This is a genomic window from Streptomyces sp. NPDC047049, from assembly GCF_040643995.1.
Classification (GTDB): Bacteria; Actinomycetota; Actinomycetes; order Streptomycetales; family Streptomycetaceae; genus Streptomyces; species Streptomyces mooreae.
Window position 1 is genome coordinate 162,254 of record NZ_JBEYVM010000001.1, and the last position, 18,483, is coordinate 180,736.

An 18,483-nucleotide genomic window follows, 5' to 3' on the forward strand; every position below is an offset into this window, starting at 1 on the left:
CCTCTCACCGGCGCGCACAACAGGCAGGCACACACGCACCGACACGTCCGCACGTCGGCGCATGTCACACACAGCCAAGTGTCACACCGCACCACCTGCGCACGCCCCGGGCGCCCCACATCTGGCAGCCCAACTGCCGGACGCACCAACTCCCGAGCACGCAGCGCCCGGAACACTCAACTCCCGGACGCCGTAAACACTGATGGCACGCCATCACACGTCACTCAGAACGCGCCACCAGCCAAAGCTTCTCGGCCAAATCTCCCGGCCGCGGTCCGCGGGCCACGGGCCACAGCCCGCAGGTGCCCGCCTACCCGACCGCGGCGAACTCGTCGAAGATCTCGTCCTCGCAGTCCAACGGCAGAATGCCCGTGCTGCGCTCGTACTCCGTGCGCGCTGTCTCCAACAGTCGACGCCATGACGTCACGGTCGGGCGGCGACGCAGCAGCGCCCTCCGCTCGCGCTCGGTCATCCCGCCCCACACGCCGAATTCCACCCGGTTGTCCAGGGCATCGGCCAGACATTCCGTGCGTACCGGACACCCGGTGCACACTGCCTTGGCGCGGTTCTGCGCTGCCCCTTGTACGAACAGTTCATCCGGATCGGTAGTGCGGCAGGCTGCCTGTGCACTCCAGTCGGTTACCCAGCTCATGCTGGCGCCGTCCTCTCCCGAATCGAGGCTCCCCCACGGCGGCAAGCGGCATATTCACCGTTGCCAGTTGAGGACGTTACGGAAGGCAGGCAGGGCGCAACACCCCCTTCGGGCCCAATCTTGAATGGCCCGAACGGACTATGCGTACGCGGCAGATCACCCAACGGAGTGACCGAACGGCATACGTCACGTTGTGCACAAGACGGGACAGTTCACCGCCCTGACACGGGGTTTCTCTCGACATGCACGGGCACGTGGGGGCGCGACCCGCGGGAGGAGGGGGTTGACGAACCGATGCGTAACCGTTCAGCTGTGGTAGCTGAGAACAGGCTAAACGAACAGGTGCGCCCCTGTCCGGCGATTGAGAACGTAGGGTGCCCTCATGCCTAAGAAGCGCGATGGCGGGGGTCTGCCCAAGACTCAGCAGGCCGCCAAGTTCCTCGGTGTCAGCGTCCTGGCCGGAGCAGTGCTCGCCGGCCTTGCGCTCCCGGCGGCCGGGGCGCTGGGCCTGACCGCCAAGGGATCGGTCGAGGGCTTCGACGACATCCCGGCGAACCTCAAGACGCCGCCGCTCAGCCAGCGGACCCGGATTCTGGACGCCAAGGGCGGCGAGATCGCCAAGGTCTACTCCCGTGACCGCACGGTCGTCGACCTCAAGGACATGTCGCCGTATATCCAGAAGGCGATAGTCGCGATCGAGGACGCGCGCTTCTACCAGCACGGTGCCGTCGACGTGAAGGGCATCCTGCGGGCGCTCAACAAGAACGCCCAGTCCGGTGCCGTCTCCCAGGGCGCCTCGACGCTGACCCAGCAGTATGTGAAGAACGTCTTCATCGAGGAAGCGGGCGACAACCCGGACAAGGTCGCGCAGGCCACCCAGCAGACCCTCGGCCGCAAGGTCAAGGAGCTCAAGTACGCGATCCAGGTCGAGAAAGAGCTCGGCAAGCGCAAGATCCTGCAGAACTACCTCAACATCACGTTCTTCGGGCAGCAGGCCTACGGCATCGAGGCGGCCGCCCAGCGCTACTTCAGCAAGCACGCCAAGGACCTGAACCTCGGGGAGTCGGCTCTGCTGGCGGGCATCGTCCAGTCGCCCAGCCGCTATGACCCGGTCAATGACCCGCAGGAGGCCACCCGGCGGCGCAACACCGTGCTGCAGCGGATGGCCGATATGAAGGACGTCACCCAGGCGGAGGCCGACGCGGCCGCCAAGAAGCCGATCAAGCTGGCGGTCAGCCGCCCCAAGAACGGCTGCATCACCGCCACCCGTGGCGCCGGCTTCTTCTGCGACTACATCCGCACGGTGTTCCTCCGCGACAAGTCGTTCGGCAAGAGCCGGAAGATCCGTCTGCAGCGCTGGAACGAGGGCGGTATGACCATCCGCACCACCCTCGACCCGCAGACCCAGCAGTCGGTGCAGGCGTCGCTCAAGAACCACGTCTACGAGGACGACCCGGTCGCCTCGGCCGCCACCATCGTCGAACCGGGCACCGGCAAGATCCTCGGCATGGGCCAGTCACGCCCGTACGGATTCGGTGAGAACCAGACCGTGATCAACCTCTCGGTCAACCACGACATGGGCGGCGGCGCCGGTTACCTGCCCGGGTCGACCTTCAAGCCGGTGGTCGCGGCGGCCGCGCTGGAGCAGGGGACCAATCCGGAGCAGGAGTACCCGTCGCCGTACCGGATGCCCTACCCCAGCCCCGTCCAGACCTGTGACGGCGAATGGCGGGGCAGCGGCTCCGAGAACGTCGAGAACGAGAACAAGGAAGAGGTCGGTCCGTACGCCATGAAGGAGGCGACCGCGAAGTCGGTCAACACCTACTTCGTGCAGCTGATCAGCGACATCGGCGTCTGCCCCGTGGTCAACATGGCGCAGAAGATGGGCATCGAGCGGGCGGACGGCAAGGCGCTGCAGCAGGTCCCGTCGATGACACTCGGCACCCAGGAGATGTCGCCGCTCACGATGGCGGCCGGATATGCCGCCTTCGCCGGCGGCGGCCGGTACTGCTCGCCGGTGGCCATCGAGTCGATCACCGACGCGCGCGGCCGGGCGCTGAAGGTCCCGCAGAGCAGCTGCCGCACCGCCATGTCCAAGAAGACCGCGGACACGATCAACACGCTGCTCAAGGGCGTGGTCGAGGACGGCACCGGCAAGGAAGCCGGACTCAAGGGCCGCGACAGCGCCGGCAAGACCGGCACCACCGACAGCCGCTACGCCGCCTGGTTCGTCGGCTACACCCCCAACGCGGCCGGCGCGGTCTGGGTCGGCGACCCGCAGCACAAGCGCAAGATGTACGACATCACCATCGGGGGCGTGCCCCACGACAAGGTCTACGGCGCCGACACCCCCGGCCCCATCTGGCGCGATGCCATGTCCGGCGCGCTGGCCGACCGGCCCGCACCCACCCTGCCCACCGTCGCGATCGACGATCCGGCGAAGGACAAGGCCCAGGGCGACGAGGGCGACAAGGGCCGCGGCAAGCACAAGCCCGGCCGGGGCGGCCACAACAAGCCGGGCGGCGGCTGGCACATTCCCGGCTTCCCCGACATCCTGGGCGGCGGCAACGGCGGCTGGTGACCGGCTGATTGGCGCGAACCACGGCTCACGGGATGCCGGCGGACGGTACGACGGCGACGGGGGCCGCCCGGCCCGTACGACGGCGACGGGGATGCGGGCCCGGCCCGTACGGCGAAGGGCAGCGACCCGTACGACGGAAGATGAGGGGCGCCCCACGGCATGGGGGCGCCCCTCATCTTTCCCTGAAAGGCTCCGTCCGGCCGCTCAGCCGGCGAGCAGCTTCTTCACCACCGCGGCCACCCGGCCGCCCTCGGCGCGGCCCGCCACCTGCGAGTTGACGATCTTCATCACGGCACCCATCGCGCGCGGCCCCTCGGCACCGGCGCCCTTGGCCTCGGCCACGGCCGCCGCGACCAGCTGCTCCAGCTCTTCGTCGGTCAGCTGCTTGGGCAGATAGTCGGCGAGCACCTCACCCTCGGCGCGCTCCCGCTCGGCCGAATCGCCCCGGCCACCCTTCTCGAAGGCGTCCGCGGCCTCCCGGCGCTTCTTCGCCTCGCGCGCGATGATCTTCTCGACCTCGTCGTCGGACAGCTCGCGTGCCTCGGTGCCCGCGACCTCCTCCTTCTGGATCGCGGTCAGCGTGAGGCGGAGGGTGGAGGAACGCAGTTCGTCGCGCGCCTTGATCGCGGTGGTGAGGTCGTCCTGCAGCTTGGACTTGAGCGTGGTCATGCCGTTGAGTATGCCCCCACCCGCCGACAACCACCGCGCCTTTTCCCCGGCGCCGCCACGCCCCCACCCCGCCGGACGGCTCCCGCCCGCTGCATCCACCCTCCGCACTCTGCGACGATGGGTGGATGCGCGCGCGATACGAGGTACCCCTGTCCCTGACCGCAGTCGGCGCGGCCGGCCTGGCCTACGCCGCCGGCTTCGAAGTCCGCTCCTTCCGCCTCCGGCGCGTCACCGTGCCCGTACTGCCCCCCGGTATGCGGCCGTTGCGCGTCCTGCAGGTCTCCGACATCCACATGGTCAGCGGACAGCGCAAGAAGCAGCGCTGGCTGCAGTCACTCGCCGGGCTGCGCCCCGACTTCGTCATCAACACGGGAGACAACCTCTCCGACACCGAGGGCGTCCCCGAGGCGCTGGACGCCCTCGGCCCGCTGATGGAGTTCCCCGGCGCCTACGTCTTCGGCTCCAACGACTACTACGGCCCCAAGCTGCGCAACCCCGCCCGCTACCTCATCGAGCGGGTCCAGGGCCGGCACGGCCTCAACGGCAACGCACCCGCCGTGGGCGTCGTCCACAACCCGTGGGAAGAGCTGCGCGACGCCTTCGACGCGGCCGGGTGGGTCGGCCTGTCCAACTCCCGCGGCCGCCTCAAGCTGGAGCGCATCGAGATCGCCCTGACCGGCCTGGACGACCCGCACATCAAGCGTGACCGCTACGCCGAGGTCGCCGGCGGCCCGGAATCCGGTGCCGATCTCTCGCTGGCCGTCGTCCACGCCCCCTACCTGCGCTCCCTGGACGCCTTCACCGCCGACGGCTATCCGCTGATCCTGGCCGGCCACACGCACGGCGGCCAGCTCTGCATCCCCTTCTACGGCGCCCTGGTCACCAACTGCGACATCGACACCGACCGCGTGAAGGGCCTGTCCACCCACACCGCCGGCGGCCACACCTCCTACCTCCACGTCTCCGCCGGCTGCGGCACCAACCGCTACACCCCGGTCCGCTTCGCCTGCCCGCCGGAGGCGACGCTGCTGACACTTACGGCGCGGGGCTGAGCGTTAGGGGCTGTCCCTGATGGCGGGGGGCTGAGCCTGGGACTGCTCCTGATGGCGGGGCCTGAGCCTTAGGGGCCGACCCGGGCGGCGGAGGCTTGGCCTTAGGGCCGACCCTGGCGGCGGGGGCTGAAGCGGTCCGGGGCTGAGACGGTCCGGGGCGTCCTGGGCCGGGCGCCCGGTGCCCCGTACCGAGGGCCTGCCGGGCGGGCGGCCGTCACCTGCCGGGCGGGCGGCCGTCTTGCCGGAAGGCTCCCTGCCGGGCGGCCGCCTTCCCCCGCGGCCATCCCCGCGGCCGCTTCCCCCGATGGCCGCCTTGCCCGATGACCGCCTTGCCCAGCCCCGTCAGCCGGCTCCGTCAGCCGGCTCCGTCAGCCCGAGGGGCGTTTTGCCCGACGGGGTCTCCCGCACCCGTTGATCATCCCTTTACCGTGGAGGGATGTCCGACCCCACCCGGACCTCGCAGTCCACGCGCCACGCCACCGGCCCGGCCGGCGCCGCCGCCCGCACCCCGGCAGCAGCCGTCGCCCCCACCAGCCGCCACCCGCTGGCAGCGGCCTTCCGCCTCCTCATCGCCGCGGCCGCCCTGACAGGGCTCGTCCTGGCGGCCCTCGGCACCGCCGCCCCGGCCCAGCTGCTCACCCGCTTCACCGTGCAGGCCAACCTCGCCGCGGCGCTGGTCTCCGCCTGCTCCGCGCACCGCGCCTGGACCGGCCGCCACCCCGTGAGCCCCCGCATCGCCGGCGCGCTCGTCCCCTTCCTCGCCCTCCCCGCCCTGCTCCACTACGTCCTCCCGGCCGCCGACACCACCGCCTTCACCTTGCCGGCCACCGGCACCTCCGGCGTCGCCCAGGCCCTCTCCCCTCAGCTCCTCTACACCGTCACCCCGCTCGCCACCCTCGCCGACTGGCTCCTGCTCACCACCCCCCGCGGCTTCCGCCCCTCTTACGCCTGGCAGTGGCCGGCCTACCCCCTCCTCTACCTCGCCTTCACCCTTGCCCTCCCCGCCGCCACCGGTGTCCCCTCCCCCACCGTCACCTCTGCCGTCACCCTCGGCCTGGCCATCTGCGCCCTCCCCCTGATCACCATCGGGATCGACCAGGTCAGGCCCGCACCCCGGCTCCACCACAACCGGATTTCACCTACGGGGATCAGTCCGCTAAAGTAGAGCTCGTTGCTTCGGGGTGTAGCGCAGCTTGGCAGCGCGCTTCGTTCGGGACGAAGAGGTCGTGGGTTCAAATCCCGCCACCCCGACTGAAGAAACAACATCGGGCCCGGTGCTGAGAGATCAGCACCGGGCCCGATGTGTTGTGCGGCCCGTTCGGGGAGCGATTCGGGGGCGACTTCGGAATCGGGCCCCGTGGAGCCGCGCCGCGCGGCCGCTGCTGCGTGTACGCGGGGAGGCCGTCGAGTCCGGAGCTGTGACGTCGCGCACACTCCGTTGTTGCGCCGGTGCCGGCCGCATGCCGGTGCTGCCCGTTTCCGGCAGGTGCTCCAGCAGGTCGGTGTGACGGCGCCGGCACGCGCCGGGCGCAGGTCGTGCCCGTGGTGCACCGTCAGGACCGCCATGGCCGCGTCGAAGGCCGCGTCCAAAACGGCAGTTGCTGCTCGGTCGCCGCGAGGGCCTTCCTCGGGCCCGATGGCCCGTGGCGGCGCCCCTCACCACCAGGGTTCGGGCCGCGCCGCGTCGCGTCGCGAAACAGCGCCGCGCCATTCGCCACCGGTCCCTCCCCTCGTGGGGACCGGTGCCGAATGGCGCAGGCGGGGGCGGTCCGCGCCGGGTGGCGCGGAGCGTGGGTGCCGGGTCCCGGGGGCACCGTGCGAGCGGTCCGGAGGGACCGGCTCCACGGGTTCCCCGGGCTCATGAGCCAAGACCGTCACACGGCTCGTGAGTCCGGCAGCAGGTGGCCGGGAACAGGCATCAAGAAGTGCTTCTCCGGGGCTGAGCCGGTGGCTTGCCGGGGTGGGGCACCTCTTGATGCGCCGTTGGGAAGTGATCCTGCCAGGTGAGGTTCCCCCTGAGGAGGTTCCGGTCTCGGGCCGCAGTCTTCGCCGCAGGTCAGGCGGCTAAGGTGAGTTTTCCGGTCCGGATGTCCAGATGCGGGGGAAGGAAGGGGGGAGGCCGTGAGTTCCGATGCAGGAGCACGCACAGCCTTCGCGGAACGCCTCGCGCTGCTGTACAAGGAGGCCGGCAACCCTCCGCTCAAGAAAGTGGCCGAGGCGGTCATCCGGCTCCAGCGGGTCGACGAACGCGGGCGGCCCGTGCGGGTGTCCGTGCAGCGGATCAGCGACTGGCGGCGGGCCAAGAACGTGCCCGCGCAGTTCCCCGCGCTCGCCGCGGTGCTGCACATCCTGATACCCCAGGCACGGCGCCAGCGGCCCACTCCGGTGTCCACGGGCCTGTACGACGCGGCCGAGTGGCAGCGCCTGTGGGAGCGCGCGGTCGGCGACCGCGCCTCGGCGGCCGAGGAAGAGGAGGGGCGCGCCGCGGCCGAGGCCCCGGCCGTACCCGGCGTGTGCCCGTACCGGGGGCTGGCCTCGTACCGTCCCGAAGACGCCCGGTGGTTCTTCGGCAGGGAGCGGTGCACGGACACCCTCGTCGCCCAGCTCCGCGCAGCGGAGAAGACGGGTGGCCTGATCATGCTCGTGGGCGCCTCGGGGGCCGGAAAGTCCTCCCTGCTGAACGCCGGTCTGGTGCCCGCACTGCGCAACGGCGCGCTGGGCGACGGGAAAAGCCCGGAGGGGGAGACCCAGGACGGGAAGACAGAGGACGGGAAGGGCCGGGAGAGGAAGGTCCTGCAGCTGGTGCCGGGTGGCGATCCGCTCGGGGAGCTGGCCTCCCGAATACCCGAGCTGGCCCCCGTCCTGGCCGCCGCGGGGCAGTCGGCGGCGCAGGAGCCCGGCACGGCGCACTTCGCGAGTGCGGTGCGCGAGGCCGTCGGGGCCTGGGCGGGCCGGGAGGCGTCCGCCACCGCGCGTCCGGTCGTCATCGTGGACCAGTTCGAGGAGGCGTTCACCCTCTGCTCCGACGAGGCGGACCGGCGCACCTTCCTCCAGCTCCTGCACGCCGCCTGCACCCACGGCGATCCGGACGCCCCGGCCCCCGTGCGCGTCATCCTCGGCATCCGCGCCGACTTCTACGACCGATGTCTCGGGTATCCCGAACTGGCCGATGCGCTGCAGCACCGGCACATGGTGCTCGGACCGCTGACCACTGCGGAGCTGCGCGAAGCGGTGACCGGCCCGGCCAAGGCCGTGGGCCTGGAACTCGAACCGGGGCTGGCGGAGCTGGTCGTCCGGGAAGTGAGCGCCGACGGCCCCGGCGGGACGCATGACGCGGGGGTGCTGCCCCTCCTCTCCCACGCCCTGCTCGCCACCTGGCAGCGGCGGAAGGCGGGAAAGCTGACGCTGGCCGGCTACCGCGCGGCGGGCGGCATCCAGGGAGCGGTGGCGGCGACCGCCGAGCGGGCCTGGTCCAGCCTCGACCCGACGGCGCGCACGGCCGCGCGGCTGCTCCTGCTCAGGCTGGTCCGGCTGGGCGAGGACACTCAGGCCACCCGTCGGCGGGGGACCCGGCGCCAGCTGGCGGACGAGTCCGCCGACCCCCACAAGACCGAGGAATCGCTCGAAGCGCTGGTGCACGCCCGGCTGGTGACACTCGACGCGGAGGCCGTGGAGATCACCCATGAAGCGCTGCTCCACGCCTGGCCACGCCTGCGCGACTGGATCGACGAGGACCGGGCCGGCAACCTGCTGCGCCAGCGGCTGGAGGAGGACGGCAGGGCCTGGGAGGACGCGCACCGTGACGCCTCGCTGCTCTACCGGGGTTCGCGGCTGGAACAGGCCCGCACCTGGGCACAGTCCGCCGGTGACACCTTTCTGACCCGGAGCGCGGTGGAATTCCTGGCCGCTTCGGTCAAGCTGCGCAAGCGCACGGCCCGGATCAGCCGCGGTGCGGTGTCGGCTCTGGCCGTCCTGGCGGTCATGGCCATCGGTTCGGCGCTGGTCGCCTGGCAGCAGCGGGACGACGCCGTGTTCGCGCAGGTGCTCGCCGAGGCCGACCGCGTCCAGTTGACGGATCCGTCGTTGTCCGCGCAGCTCGACCTGGTGGCACACCACCTGCGACCGCACGACGACGGCACGAACAACCGGTTGCTCTCGACGGTGAACGCGCCACTGGCCACGCCGCTCCTCGGCCACACCGGCGCCGTCTACCTCACCACGTTCAGCCCGAACGGGCGGGTCCTGGCCACCGCGAGCTACGACCACACCGTCCGGCTGTGGGACGTGGCGGACCCGACGCACCCCAGGCCTCTGGGCAAGCCCCTCACCGGACACACGAGCTGGGTGAGCACCGCCGTCTTCAGCCCGGACGGACACACCCTGGCCAGCGCTTCGGACGACGGCACGGTCCGGCTCTGGGACGTGCGCGACCCCCGTCACCCGCACCCGATCGGTGCGCCCCTGACCGGCCACGACGGCACTCTCTTCCTGCTCGCCTTCAGCCCGGACGGACGCACGCTGGCGGCCGCCGACGAAGAACACACCGTCCGCCTGTGGGATGTGGGCGACGTGCGCCGGCCGAGGCGGCTCGGTGTCCTGACCGGCCACACCGCCGCCGTGCGCTCCGTGGCGTTCAGCCCCGACGGGCGGACACTGGCGGCCGGTGGCGACGACGACACGATCAGGCTGTGGGACATGGCCGACCGGCATCGTCCGAGGCCGCTCGGCAAGCCACTGACCGGCCACAAGGGCACGGTGCACTCCCTGGCCTTCAGCCCGGACGGCCGCACTCTCGCCAGCGGCAGCGACGACGACACCATCCGGCTCTGGAACGCGGCCACGCCACGTCACACCACACCACTCGGTTCGCCGCTCACCGGCCACACCGGCGCCGTGTGGTCCGTGGCCTTCAGCCCCGACGGGACGGTGCTCGTCGCCGGCAGCGCGGACCGAACGGCGAGCATGTGGAACGTCAGCAATCCGGCATACCCCTCGCAGATCGGCCAGCCCCTCGCCGGCAGCAGTGACGAGATGTACGCCGTGGGCTTCAGCCCGGACGGTCGAAGCCTCGCCACCGGGAGCGGCGACAACACGGTCCGCCTGTGGTCGATGCCGCCGACGGACATGATCGGCCGCACGGGAGCGTTCCGCCCGGACGGGCAGGTGCTGGCAACGACTGCGGACGACGAACGGGTCCGGCTGTGGAGCGTGCGGGCTCCACACCGGACCGCGTTGCTGGGCAAACCCTTCAAGCCGGGGGAGGGTGACACGCGGTCGGTGGTGTTCTCCCCCGACGGCCGCACCCTCGCGGTGCGGACCGGACGCCGCGCGCTGCGTCTGTGGAACGTGACCGACCCGAAGCGGCCCGTCCCCTACGGGCCGCCCGTCACGCTGCGGACGCGGTACGTGGACTCGCTGGAGTTCAGCCCGGACGGGCACACGCTGGCAACTGCCTACGACGACCGCACCATTCAGCTGTGGAACGTCAGCGATCCGTCCCGCCTTCGTCCACTCGGCCGCGTGCTCTCCGGCCACAAGGGCTACGTCAACTCCCTCGTCGTCAGCCCGGACGGCCGCACTCTCGCCAGCGGCAGCGCCGACGGCACCATCCGGCTCTGGAACATAACCGACCCTCGCCATGCCACCCCGCTCGGCGCACCTCTCCGGGGACACCTGGGACCCGTCAACAGACTCGCCTACAGCCCGGACGGCCATACCCTGGCCAGCGGCAGCGACGACAACACGGTCCGGCTCTGGAACGTCGCCGACCCCCGCAAAGCCACCCGGCTCGCCACCCTCACGGGCCACACCGAAGCGGTCACGTCGCTGACGTTCAGCCAGGACGGCCGCACCCTGGCGAGCGGCGGTGACGACGACATGGTCCGGCTCTGGAACGTCGCCCGCCCTTCCAGGGCCACTCCCGTCGGGGAGTCGATCAGCCCCCACGCCAAGACGGGCAACTTCCTGGCTTTCCGCCCCAAGAGCCACATGCTCGGAGTGTCGAGCGGCGCCGATACGGTCCGGCTGTGGGATCTGGACACCGATGCGGCAATGCGCCGCATCTGCTCCGCCACCCGGGGCGTGCTGACCCCGGAGAGGTGGCAGGAGTATCTGCCCCGTCTCTCGTACGCGCCCCCGTGCAACGAGTAACCGGGCATCACGGCCGCCAGCCCGCCCGCGGCTTCCCGCCCGAGGCGTCCCGTCCGAGCACCGGGCGGGACGCCTCCGGACCGCCCTGGGCCACCGTGGGGTTCCGCTCCCGCGGCCGACCGGGGAACGTGATCCCGATCACAACCCCGCATTGTGTCAGGGTAGTTTGCTCCACCACGCAAGCAGCCTTGTTAACCTTGCCTACAGTCCGACCGCTGGTGCATCCCCCGTCGCCAGCGGTCGGGCATTTTCGTGTCCGGTGTGAAACGCGGACAGCCCCTCCCCCCTTCTTCGCACCTCCCCGCCGCCCCTGAGCCGGGTTCGCCGTGGTCGCCGTGCCGCCCCCGGAAAGAGTCGTCGGCCGCGCGGGCTTCGGCCATCTGGACGCTTCCGGCACGTCAACGGCTCGCGCTGAGTCATAAGGTGACGCCGTCGGGACGGCCGGCCCGGCCGGGCGCCGAGCGACGGAACGGTGAGCAGGCATGGCAGTGGCGTACGAGCGGATCGCGGGCCAGCTCCGGCAGGCCGTCCGGGCGGGCCGGTGGAAGCCCGGCGACCGGCTGCCCCCGGAGGCGGAGCTCGCCGAGGAGTTCGGGCGGAGCGTGCCGGCCGTCCGGGTCGCTCTCCGGTTCCTGTGCGAGGAAGGCCTCATCGAGAAGCAGCACGGGCGCGGCAACGTCGTCCGGCGCCCGCGCATCGTCGCCACGCGCACGAACCTCAGCCACCAGTGGGAGAAGAGCCGGGCGCGCGAGCCGCTGGAGGAACGGGCCCGGACCGGCGGCATCGAGCGGGACACCGGTCTGCACGCCGATGACCTGGTGTTTCAGGCGTCGTACCGCGAGACCGAGGCGGACGAGGACCTGGCGCGGGCCTTCGCGCTGCCCAAAGGCACTCCGCTCCTCGAACGCCGCTACCGAACGCGGTACGCGGCCGAGAGCGCGCCCTTCGGCCTGATGACCTCGTACCTCGTCCGCGACATGATCGCGAAGAACCCCGACCTGCTGGACGAGACCAAGGAGCCCTGGCCGGGCGGCTCACAGGCCCAGCTCTACACCCTCGGCATCGAGCTGGGCCGCATCGAGGAACGCGTCACCGCCCGGCCGCCGGCCCCCGAAGAGGCGGCGGAGCTGGAACTGCCGCCCGGGACGGCGGTGCTCGTCCTGCGGAAGACCTCGATCGACGTCGACGACCGGATCGTGGGCGTCTCCGACGTCATCCTGCCCGGTGACCGCACGGAGATGCTGTTCGTCACGCCCCTGGAAAGGTGGTGAGCGCCGGCCGGTCTTCCCGGCGGCGGCCCCGGCCGGCCAGGACCGCCTCCCCGTCAGTCCCGGTCGAACGCGAGGTCCAGCATCCGGATGGCGTTCCCCCTCAGGATCTTGTACGTCACCTCCGCCGACAGCCCCGCCACGTGCTCGGCGGCCACGTCCTTCGTATGCGGCCAGGTCGAGTCGACGTGCGGGTAGTCGGTCTCGAAGGTCGCGTTGTCGACCCCCACCGTCTCGATCGCCTCGATGCCGTGCCGGTCGCGGAAGAAGCAGCAGAAGACCTGCCGGTAGTAGTACGACGACGGCGGCTCGGGGATCAGGTCCTTGACCCCGCCCCACGCCCGGTGCTCCTCCCAGACGTCGTCGGCGCGCTCCAGGGCGTAGGGGATCCACCCCATCTGGCCCTCGCTGTACGCCAGCTTCAGCCGGGGGAACTTCACGAGGACGCCGCTGAACAGGAAGTCCATCATCGAGGCCATCGCGTTGTTGAAGCTCAGGGAGGCCTGCACGGCGGGCGGTGCGTCCGGTGAGGCGGCCGGCATCTGCGACGACGAGCCGATGTGCATGTTCACGACGGTCCCGGTCTCCTCGCACGCGGCGAAGAACGGGTCCCAGTAACCGGAGTGGATGGACGGCAGCCCCAGGTAGGTGGGGATCTCGCTGAAGGTCACCGCCCGCACCCCGCGGGCGGCGTTGCGCCGGATCTCGGCGACGGCCAGCTCGACGTCCCACAGCGGGATCAGGCACAGCGGGATCAGCCGCCCGCCGCTGTCCCCGCACCACTCCTCCACCATCCAGTCGTTGTACGCCCGGACGCACGCGAGGCCGACCTCCTTGTCCCCGGCCTCGGCGAAGGTCTGCCCGCAAAAGCGCGGGAACGTCGGGAAGCAGAGCGACGCCTCGACATGGTTGAGGTCCATGTCCGCCAGCCGTGCCTTCGGGTCCCAGCACCCGCGCCGCATCTGCTCCCGGGTGATCCCGTCCAGCGTCATCTCGTCGCGGGAGAATCCCACGGCGGCGATGATGCGCTTGTACGGGAAGGTCAGGCCCTCGTACTCCCACCAGTCGGTGAGCTGGCCCTCCGGGTCCGTGGTGAACCGGTACTTCCCGCCGACGTACTCCAGCCCGCCGATGCCGGCGGTGAAGGGCTTCGGCCCCTTGTCCTGGTACTTCTTCGGAAGCCAGGTCTCGAAGAGGTGCGCGGGCTCGATCACGTGATCGTCCACGCTGATGACCCTGGGAAGCTCCGCCGTGCCGCTCTCGTTGCTGCTCACGCTGTACCCCCAACTGCCCGCCGGTGGGTCACGCCGGACCAATACCTGACGACCCATCAGTTTCGAGGTTATGGGCTCCCCCGTACGACGACAAGGCGGAGCCGCAAACTCCACCCCTTGCGCGACGCCACGACATCCGTTGAACTGACACACCGTCAGTTCAGTGGATGAGCAGCGAGGGGACAGCATGCAGACGATCTGGCTCAGCGGTGCCGAGTGGTTCGCCGTCCTCCGTATCGGCCTCGGGCTGTGGTGGCTGGAGAGCTGGCGCCACAAGGACAAGAAGACCTGGTTCACCGGCGGCGGCATCACCTGGGCGGCCGGCATCGCGGACAAGCACCGGTGGTCCGCGGTCCGTACGGGCTTCGACCGCTGGGTGAAGCCCCGCCCCCGGCCGATGGCGTACCTCGTCGCCTACGCGGAGCTGGCCCTCGGCCTCGGGCTCGTCGTGGGTTTCCTGACGCCGATAGCCCTGGTCTGCGGAGCGGTGCTCAACCTGATCTACCTCGTGCTGATGATCCACGACTGGGCGGAGCAGGGGCAGAACCTGATGATGGCCCTGATCTCCCTCACGGGACTGCTCGCCATGAGCTGGCAGTGCTGGTCGCTCGACGGCGCGCTGGGCCTGTTCCGCTAGCGGCGCGGCAGACCGCGGCAGACCGCGGCGGGAACGGTGGGCCGCGGAGCGGCGCCCGGAGCGCACGGGCCCCCGGTCGTTCAGCTCCCCGGGCGTGGGGTGGCCCGGGAGGCTGATCGGCCGTAGGCCCGTGCGCGGCGGGTCAGCCCTTCTCCCCGACCGTCACCGGCCGGTCGTCGTTCAGCTCGGTGAAGAGCTCCTTCGCCTTCGCCTCGTTCCACTGCACGGCGCTGCCCTTGGGGGTGCGGAGGTTGAGGTTCGACACGGGGACGTTGAGCCGCTTGCCGTCGCCCGCCGTGACGCCCTTCATCGCCTTGAACAGCGAGGTGAGGTTGGTCAGGCCGGTGTCCTCGTCCACGATGAGCGTGCCGAGGCCCGCGCTCATGGTCGGGTAGACCTTGGCCGGGTCGAGCAGGATGTCGGGGTCGGCGGCCTTGCGGGCGAGGGCGGCCAGGAACTTCTGCTGGTTCTGGCTCCGGCCGAGGTCGCCCTGGGCCTCCTGGTGGCGCTGGCGGACGAAGGCCAGTGCCGCACGGCCGTCGAGGGTCTGGCAGCCCTTCTTGAGGTTCGCGCCCGACTTCTTGTCCCTGACGTCGTGGTCCAGGCAGATCGGGACGCCGCCGATGGCGTCGACGATGCCCACGAAACCGGCGAACCCGATCTCCGTGTAGTGGTCGACGTGCACGCCCGTGTTGCGCTCGATGGTCCGGACGAGCAGATCGGGGCCGCCGAACGAGAACGCCGCGTTGAGCTTGTTCTTCGCCGCGGGGTAGTGCTTGCCGGTGTCGGGCCGGATGTACGGCGGGATGGTCACCCACGAGTCGCGCGGCAGGCTCACCATCGTGGTGCCGTGGGCGCCGGTGTGCAGCAGGATCATCGAGTCGGTGCGGCGGCCCGCGTCGGCCGAACCGCCGGTGTGCAGGTCCTTCCTGGCCCGCTCGGAGAGGCCCACCCGGCTGTCGGAGCCCACGATCAGGTAGTTGGTCCCCTTGCCCTCCGGCATCCGGTCCGCGATCTTACTCAGGTCGACCTCGCGGTTGAGCTGGGTGTCGGCCCAGACGTAGCTGCCGAGGGAACCGCTGAGCAGGACGGTCACCAGCACGATCGCCGTCCGCCTGATCCGGCGGCGGCGCGGGGAACGGCGGGCGGCGCGCCGGCCGCGCCCCGGCCGCCCGTCTTCGGGGCCCGGGCGCCCTGTGCCGGGGCCCACCCGGCCTGGCCGGACCGCACGCCCGTCGTTCCTGCCCGGTACGTCGGAGCGCACCGGGGGCACCGGCGCCGGTACGGGCGCCCGGACGCCGGGCAGCGGGGCGTTCATGAGCCCTGCCGGGTCCATCTGGGGCCAGTGCAGCTGCGGCGGAGGCCCCTGAGACGGGTGCGCCTGGGGCGGAAGCTCCTGGGTGGGGTGCGTCTGGGGCAAAGGGCCCTGGGGCGGATACGTCTGGAGCGGGAGCTCCTGGGTCGAAGGCCCCTGGGGCGGATACGTCTGAGGCGGATGCTCCTGGGCCGAAGGCCCCTGGGGCGGGTACATCTGGAGCGGATGCTCCTGGGCCGAAGGCCCCTGGGGCGGGTACATCTGAGGCGGATACATCTGGGGCGGATACATCTGGGGCGGCTGCTCCTCCGGGAGCCACACCTGCCCGGGGCCGGGGTACGGCGTCTCCGTTTCGCCGCCTCGCCAGGTTTCGGGCGGCCTGTCCAGCCAGTCATTCATGCGCGGAAGTCTCCAATGTCATGTCCTCTTCACCAAGGAGGGCTCGGATCTGCACAAGCGAGCGGGAGGGTGCGGGACCGGGCCTGCGGCCGGCCGTTGACCGGTGCCCGGGGCGTCCGCACGGCGCACGGCCGTGCGGACGCCCCTCAGGGCCCTTACGGGGTCATCTCGACGTCAGGCCCTCGTACGCGACCGTCTGGCCGATCTGCTGGGCGGCGGTGCCGGAGCGTTGCATGCGCTGCCACTTCAGGCGGGTGCCGAGCAGGAAGGCCACCACGGACTGGATGACCACCAGATACATCAGCTGCCGGTAGACGAAGAGCTGGAAGGGCATCGCCCACAGCGACTTCACCGGCTCCCGGTCGAGCTTCAACGCATAAGCGCAACAGGCCAGTTGGAGTCCGAGGAAGCCGAACCACACAGTGGCCGCGAGCACCGGGCCGCGGAACAGCGCCGCGTACAGCGCGAAGACATCGACGACCGGCGCGAGCAGCGGCAGGGCGACCTGGAAGAGCGCGAGGTAGCTCAGCCCGCGCCGTCCGAACCGCCCCGACGGGCCCACTTCGATGACGGCCCGGCGGTGCTTCCACATCGCCTGGATCGTGCCGTAGCACCAGCGGTAGCGCTGCCGCCACAGCTGCCGCAGCGAGGTGGGCACCTCGGTCCAGGCGATCGCGGACTCCTCGTAGACCACCCGCCAGCCCGCCTGCCACAGGGCCATCGTCAGGTCGGTGTCCTCGGCCAGGGTGTCCTCGCTGACGCCGCCGACGCCCATCAGCGCATCCCGCCGGAAGGCCCCGATGGCGCCGGGGACCGTCGGCATGCACTCCAGCACCTCGAACATCCGCCGGTCGAGGTTGAACCCGAAGACGTACTCCAGGTGCTGCCACTGGCCCAGCAGGCGGCCGCGGTTGCCGACCTTGGTGTTGCCGCTGACCGCCCCCACCGCCGGGTGGGCGAGCGGCTGGATCAGCCGGTAGACGGCATCCGGCTCGAAGACCGTGTCGGCGTCGACCATGACCACGATCTCGTACCGGGCATGCGCCAGGCCGGTGTTGAGGGCTGCCGCCTTGCCCGCGTTGTACTGGCGGATCACCTCCACGCGGGGATCGCCGATCCGGACGGCGATGTCCGCCGTCTCGTCCGTCGACCCGTCGTCGATCACGATGATCTGCAGCTGCACGTGGGCGGAGGCGAGCAGCGAACGGACGGTGGACTCGATGCCCGCCTCTTCGTTGTAGGCGGGCACGAGCACCGTCACCGGACCGGCGACCTCCCGTAGCCAGGGGGAGCCCGGCCGGAAGCGGGTCAGCCGCCGGACGTGCGTCCGGGCGAAGACGACGAGGGACGCCAGCCGCAGCACGCCCAGGGTGCCGGCGATGCCCAGCACCCAGGTCATGCCGTGCACGAAGGTGTAGCCGGCGACCTTGACCCAGACCAGGGCCTGGCCCAGCCCCTGTTCGGTGCCGGAGACCGTCTTCTCGGCCGGGGCCAGCTTGGCCCCGGCCGTCACGGTGGTGAACCTGTCGACGTTCCGGTTGGCGAGCAGCCGCTCGGTGTCCGTGTAGGCGGTCTCGTTCTGGCTGAACTGCCGGATCAGGCCCTGCGCCGGCTTGCGGTACCACCGGTCGGCGGCGACCAGTGTGTAGCCCTCCGCGCCGGCCTTCTTGGCGGCCTTCCACTCCGCGCCGCACATGGTGTCCGCCGACGTGGTCTGCGGCAGCCGCAGCAGCCTGGTGTGGATGCCCACCGTGCCGGCCAGCGCCTTCTGCGTGAGCGAGAGCTCCATCCGGGCACGCAGGGGCGAGGCCTCGCCCATGACCGCGCCGGTGTAGGTGTTCGAGCCGATCTCATGGCCCTCGTCCCTGATCCGCCGTACCAGGTCCGGGTGTTGGGCGGCCTGGGCGCCGTACAGGAAGAAGGTGGCGTGGACATGGTGCTTGCGCAGCAGATCGAGCAGCCGCGGCGTCCACACCGGGTCGGGTCCGCCGTCGTAGGTGAGCGCCACCGTACGGGCCGGCATCGCGGCGGTCTTCACGGCGCCGCCGCGAAGATCCACCACCGGGCCGCCCTTCTCCACCGCCGGCGGTACGGGCTGGGTGCAGTCGCTGCGGACCTTGGCGGAATCCACCTCATGGGTGGTCCAGCCCTCGAAGAACAGGGCACCGAACACCAGGGGCAGCACAAGGCTCAGCAGCAGCCAATGGCCGCGCGGGTCCCGGGACTGGGCATGCCTGCCCCGGTTGCTCCGGCCCCTCACGTCGCGACCGGATCGGTATCAGGCGCGCCCGGAACGGTCTTGGGCTCGCCCGGAACGGTCTTGGGCGCGGCCGGGGTGAGGTTTCTTGAGAAAGGGGCGGTGGTGGGGGTGTTGGGGAGCGTGGGGGTGTGGGGGTGTGGGGGAATGTGGGGGGTGGTGCGAAATGTGGGGGTCATGGGGGGTGTGGGGGTGGGGGATGTGGGGGTAGTGCAGGCGCTGCGGGTGC

11 protein-coding genes and 1 tRNA gene are annotated in these 18,483 nt (G+C 71.0%); 7 read left to right on the forward strand and 5 right to left on the reverse strand.

The genetic code is table 11. The features are described 5' to 3' along the window. Positions 1-310 precede the first annotated feature (310 nt). Positions 311-652 carry a WhiB family transcriptional regulator gene (locus tag ABZ851_RS00765; protein WP_088799104.1) on the reverse strand — a complete coding sequence of 114 codons (342 nt, stop codon included), beginning with the start codon at positions 650-652 and terminating at the stop codon, positions 311-313. A gap of 382 nt (positions 653-1,034) precedes the next feature. Here ABZ851_RS00765 and ABZ851_RS00770 point away from each other — a divergent pair, with 382 nt between their 5' ends. Further along, the gene (locus ABZ851_RS00770) at positions 1,035-3,233 is read left to right on the forward strand and encodes a transglycosylase domain-containing protein (RefSeq protein WP_361120211.1); all 2,199 of its coding nucleotides are present in this window, start codon (positions 1,035-1,037) and stop codon (positions 3,231-3,233) included. 204 nt (positions 3,234-3,437) lie between these two features. Here ABZ851_RS00770 and ABZ851_RS00775 read toward each other — a convergent pair whose 3' ends face one another. Then, positions 3,438-3,902: a GatB/YqeY domain-containing protein gene (locus ABZ851_RS00775; RefSeq protein WP_361120214.1), complete on the reverse strand. Its 465-nt coding sequence runs from the start codon at positions 3,900-3,902 to the stop codon at positions 3,438-3,440. Positions 3,903-4,027: 125 nt separating this feature from the next. Between ABZ851_RS00775 and ABZ851_RS00780 the strand changes: the two genes are divergently transcribed. From ABZ851_RS00780 to ABZ851_RS00800, 5 genes are all read left to right on the forward strand, one after another. Continuing rightward, a complete protein-coding gene (locus tag ABZ851_RS00780; RefSeq protein ID WP_361120217.1) occupies positions 4,028-4,954 on the forward strand; it encodes a metallophosphoesterase in 927 nt (308 codons plus the stop codon). 436 nt (positions 4,955-5,390) lie between these two features. After that, positions 5,391-6,119 carry an integral membrane regulator gene (locus ABZ851_RS00785; RefSeq protein ID WP_361120220.1) on the forward strand — a complete coding sequence of 243 codons (729 nt, stop codon included), beginning with the start codon at positions 5,391-5,393 and terminating at the stop codon, positions 6,117-6,119. 12 nt (positions 6,120-6,131) lie between these two features. Then, positions 6,132-6,205 (forward strand) — tRNA-Pro (locus ABZ851_RS00790). Positions 6,206-7,075: 870 nt separating this feature from the next. After that, positions 7,076-11,104 (forward strand): hypothetical protein, encoded by a 4,029-nt coding sequence (locus ABZ851_RS00795; protein ID WP_361120223.1) that lies wholly within the window; start codon positions 7,076-7,078, stop codon positions 11,102-11,104. Between the two features lie 482 nt (positions 11,105-11,586). Beyond that, positions 11,587-12,375: a GntR family transcriptional regulator gene (locus tag ABZ851_RS00800; RefSeq protein WP_361120226.1), complete on the forward strand. Its 789-nt coding sequence runs from the start codon at positions 11,587-11,589 to the stop codon at positions 12,373-12,375. Between the two features lie 53 nt (positions 12,376-12,428). Here the strand turns inward: ABZ851_RS00800 and ABZ851_RS00805 are convergent, their stop codons facing one another. After that, on the reverse strand, positions 12,429-13,646 hold the full coding sequence (locus ABZ851_RS00805) for an amidohydrolase family protein (protein WP_361120229.1): 1,218 nt from the start codon (positions 13,644-13,646) through the stop codon (positions 12,429-12,431). Between the two features lie 187 nt (positions 13,647-13,833). On the opposite strand from ABZ851_RS00805, the gene ABZ851_RS00810 reads away from it, so the two are divergent. Beyond that, entirely contained in the window at positions 13,834-14,283 is a 450-nt protein-coding gene (locus ABZ851_RS00810; RefSeq protein ID WP_361121738.1) for a DoxX family membrane protein, read from the forward strand. A 142-nt stretch (positions 14,284-14,425) separates the two neighbouring features. Here the strand turns inward: ABZ851_RS00810 and ABZ851_RS00815 are convergent, their stop codons facing one another. Both ABZ851_RS00815 and ABZ851_RS00820 read right to left on the reverse strand, forming a co-directional pair. After that, positions 14,426-15,619: an LCP family protein gene (locus tag ABZ851_RS00815; RefSeq protein WP_361120232.1), complete on the reverse strand. Its 1,194-nt coding sequence runs from the start codon at positions 15,617-15,619 to the stop codon at positions 14,426-14,428. A gap of 541 nt (positions 15,620-16,160) precedes the next feature. Further along, the gene (locus ABZ851_RS00820) at positions 16,161-18,257 is read right to left on the reverse strand and encodes a bifunctional polysaccharide deacetylase/glycosyltransferase family 2 protein (protein ID WP_361120235.1); all 2,097 of its coding nucleotides are present in this window, start codon (positions 18,255-18,257) and stop codon (positions 16,161-16,163) included. Positions 18,258-18,483: the final 226 nt, after the last annotated feature.

What these genes read in the sequence shown, in the direction of transcription:
- ABZ851_RS00765 (WP_088799104.1), bottom strand. Translation starts at nt 652, where the DNA reads ATGAGCTGGGTAACCGACTGGAGTGCACAGGCAGCCTGCCGCACTACC.
- ABZ851_RS00770 (WP_361120211.1), top strand. Translation starts at nt 1,035, where the DNA reads ATGCCTAAGAAGCGCGATGGCGGGGGTCTGCCCAAGACTCAGCAGGCC.
- ABZ851_RS00775 (WP_361120214.1), bottom strand. Translation starts at nt 3,902, where the DNA reads ATGACCACGCTCAAGTCCAAGCTGCAGGACGACCTCACCACCGCGATC.
- ABZ851_RS00780 (WP_361120217.1), top strand. Translation starts at nt 4,028, where the DNA reads ATGCGCGCGCGATACGAGGTACCCCTGTCCCTGACCGCAGTCGGCGCG.
- ABZ851_RS00785 (WP_361120220.1), top strand. Translation starts at nt 5,391, where the DNA reads ATGTCCGACCCCACCCGGACCTCGCAGTCCACGCGCCACGCCACCGGC.
- ABZ851_RS00800 (WP_361120226.1), top strand. Translation starts at nt 11,587, where the DNA reads ATGGCAGTGGCGTACGAGCGGATCGCGGGCCAGCTCCGGCAGGCCGTC.
- ABZ851_RS00810 (WP_361121738.1), top strand. Translation starts at nt 13,834, where the DNA reads ATGCAGACGATCTGGCTCAGCGGTGCCGAGTGGTTCGCCGTCCTCCGT.
- ABZ851_RS00815 (WP_361120232.1), bottom strand. Translation starts at nt 15,619, where the DNA reads ATGGACCCGGCAGGGCTCATGAACGCCCCGCTGCCCGGCGTCCGGGCG.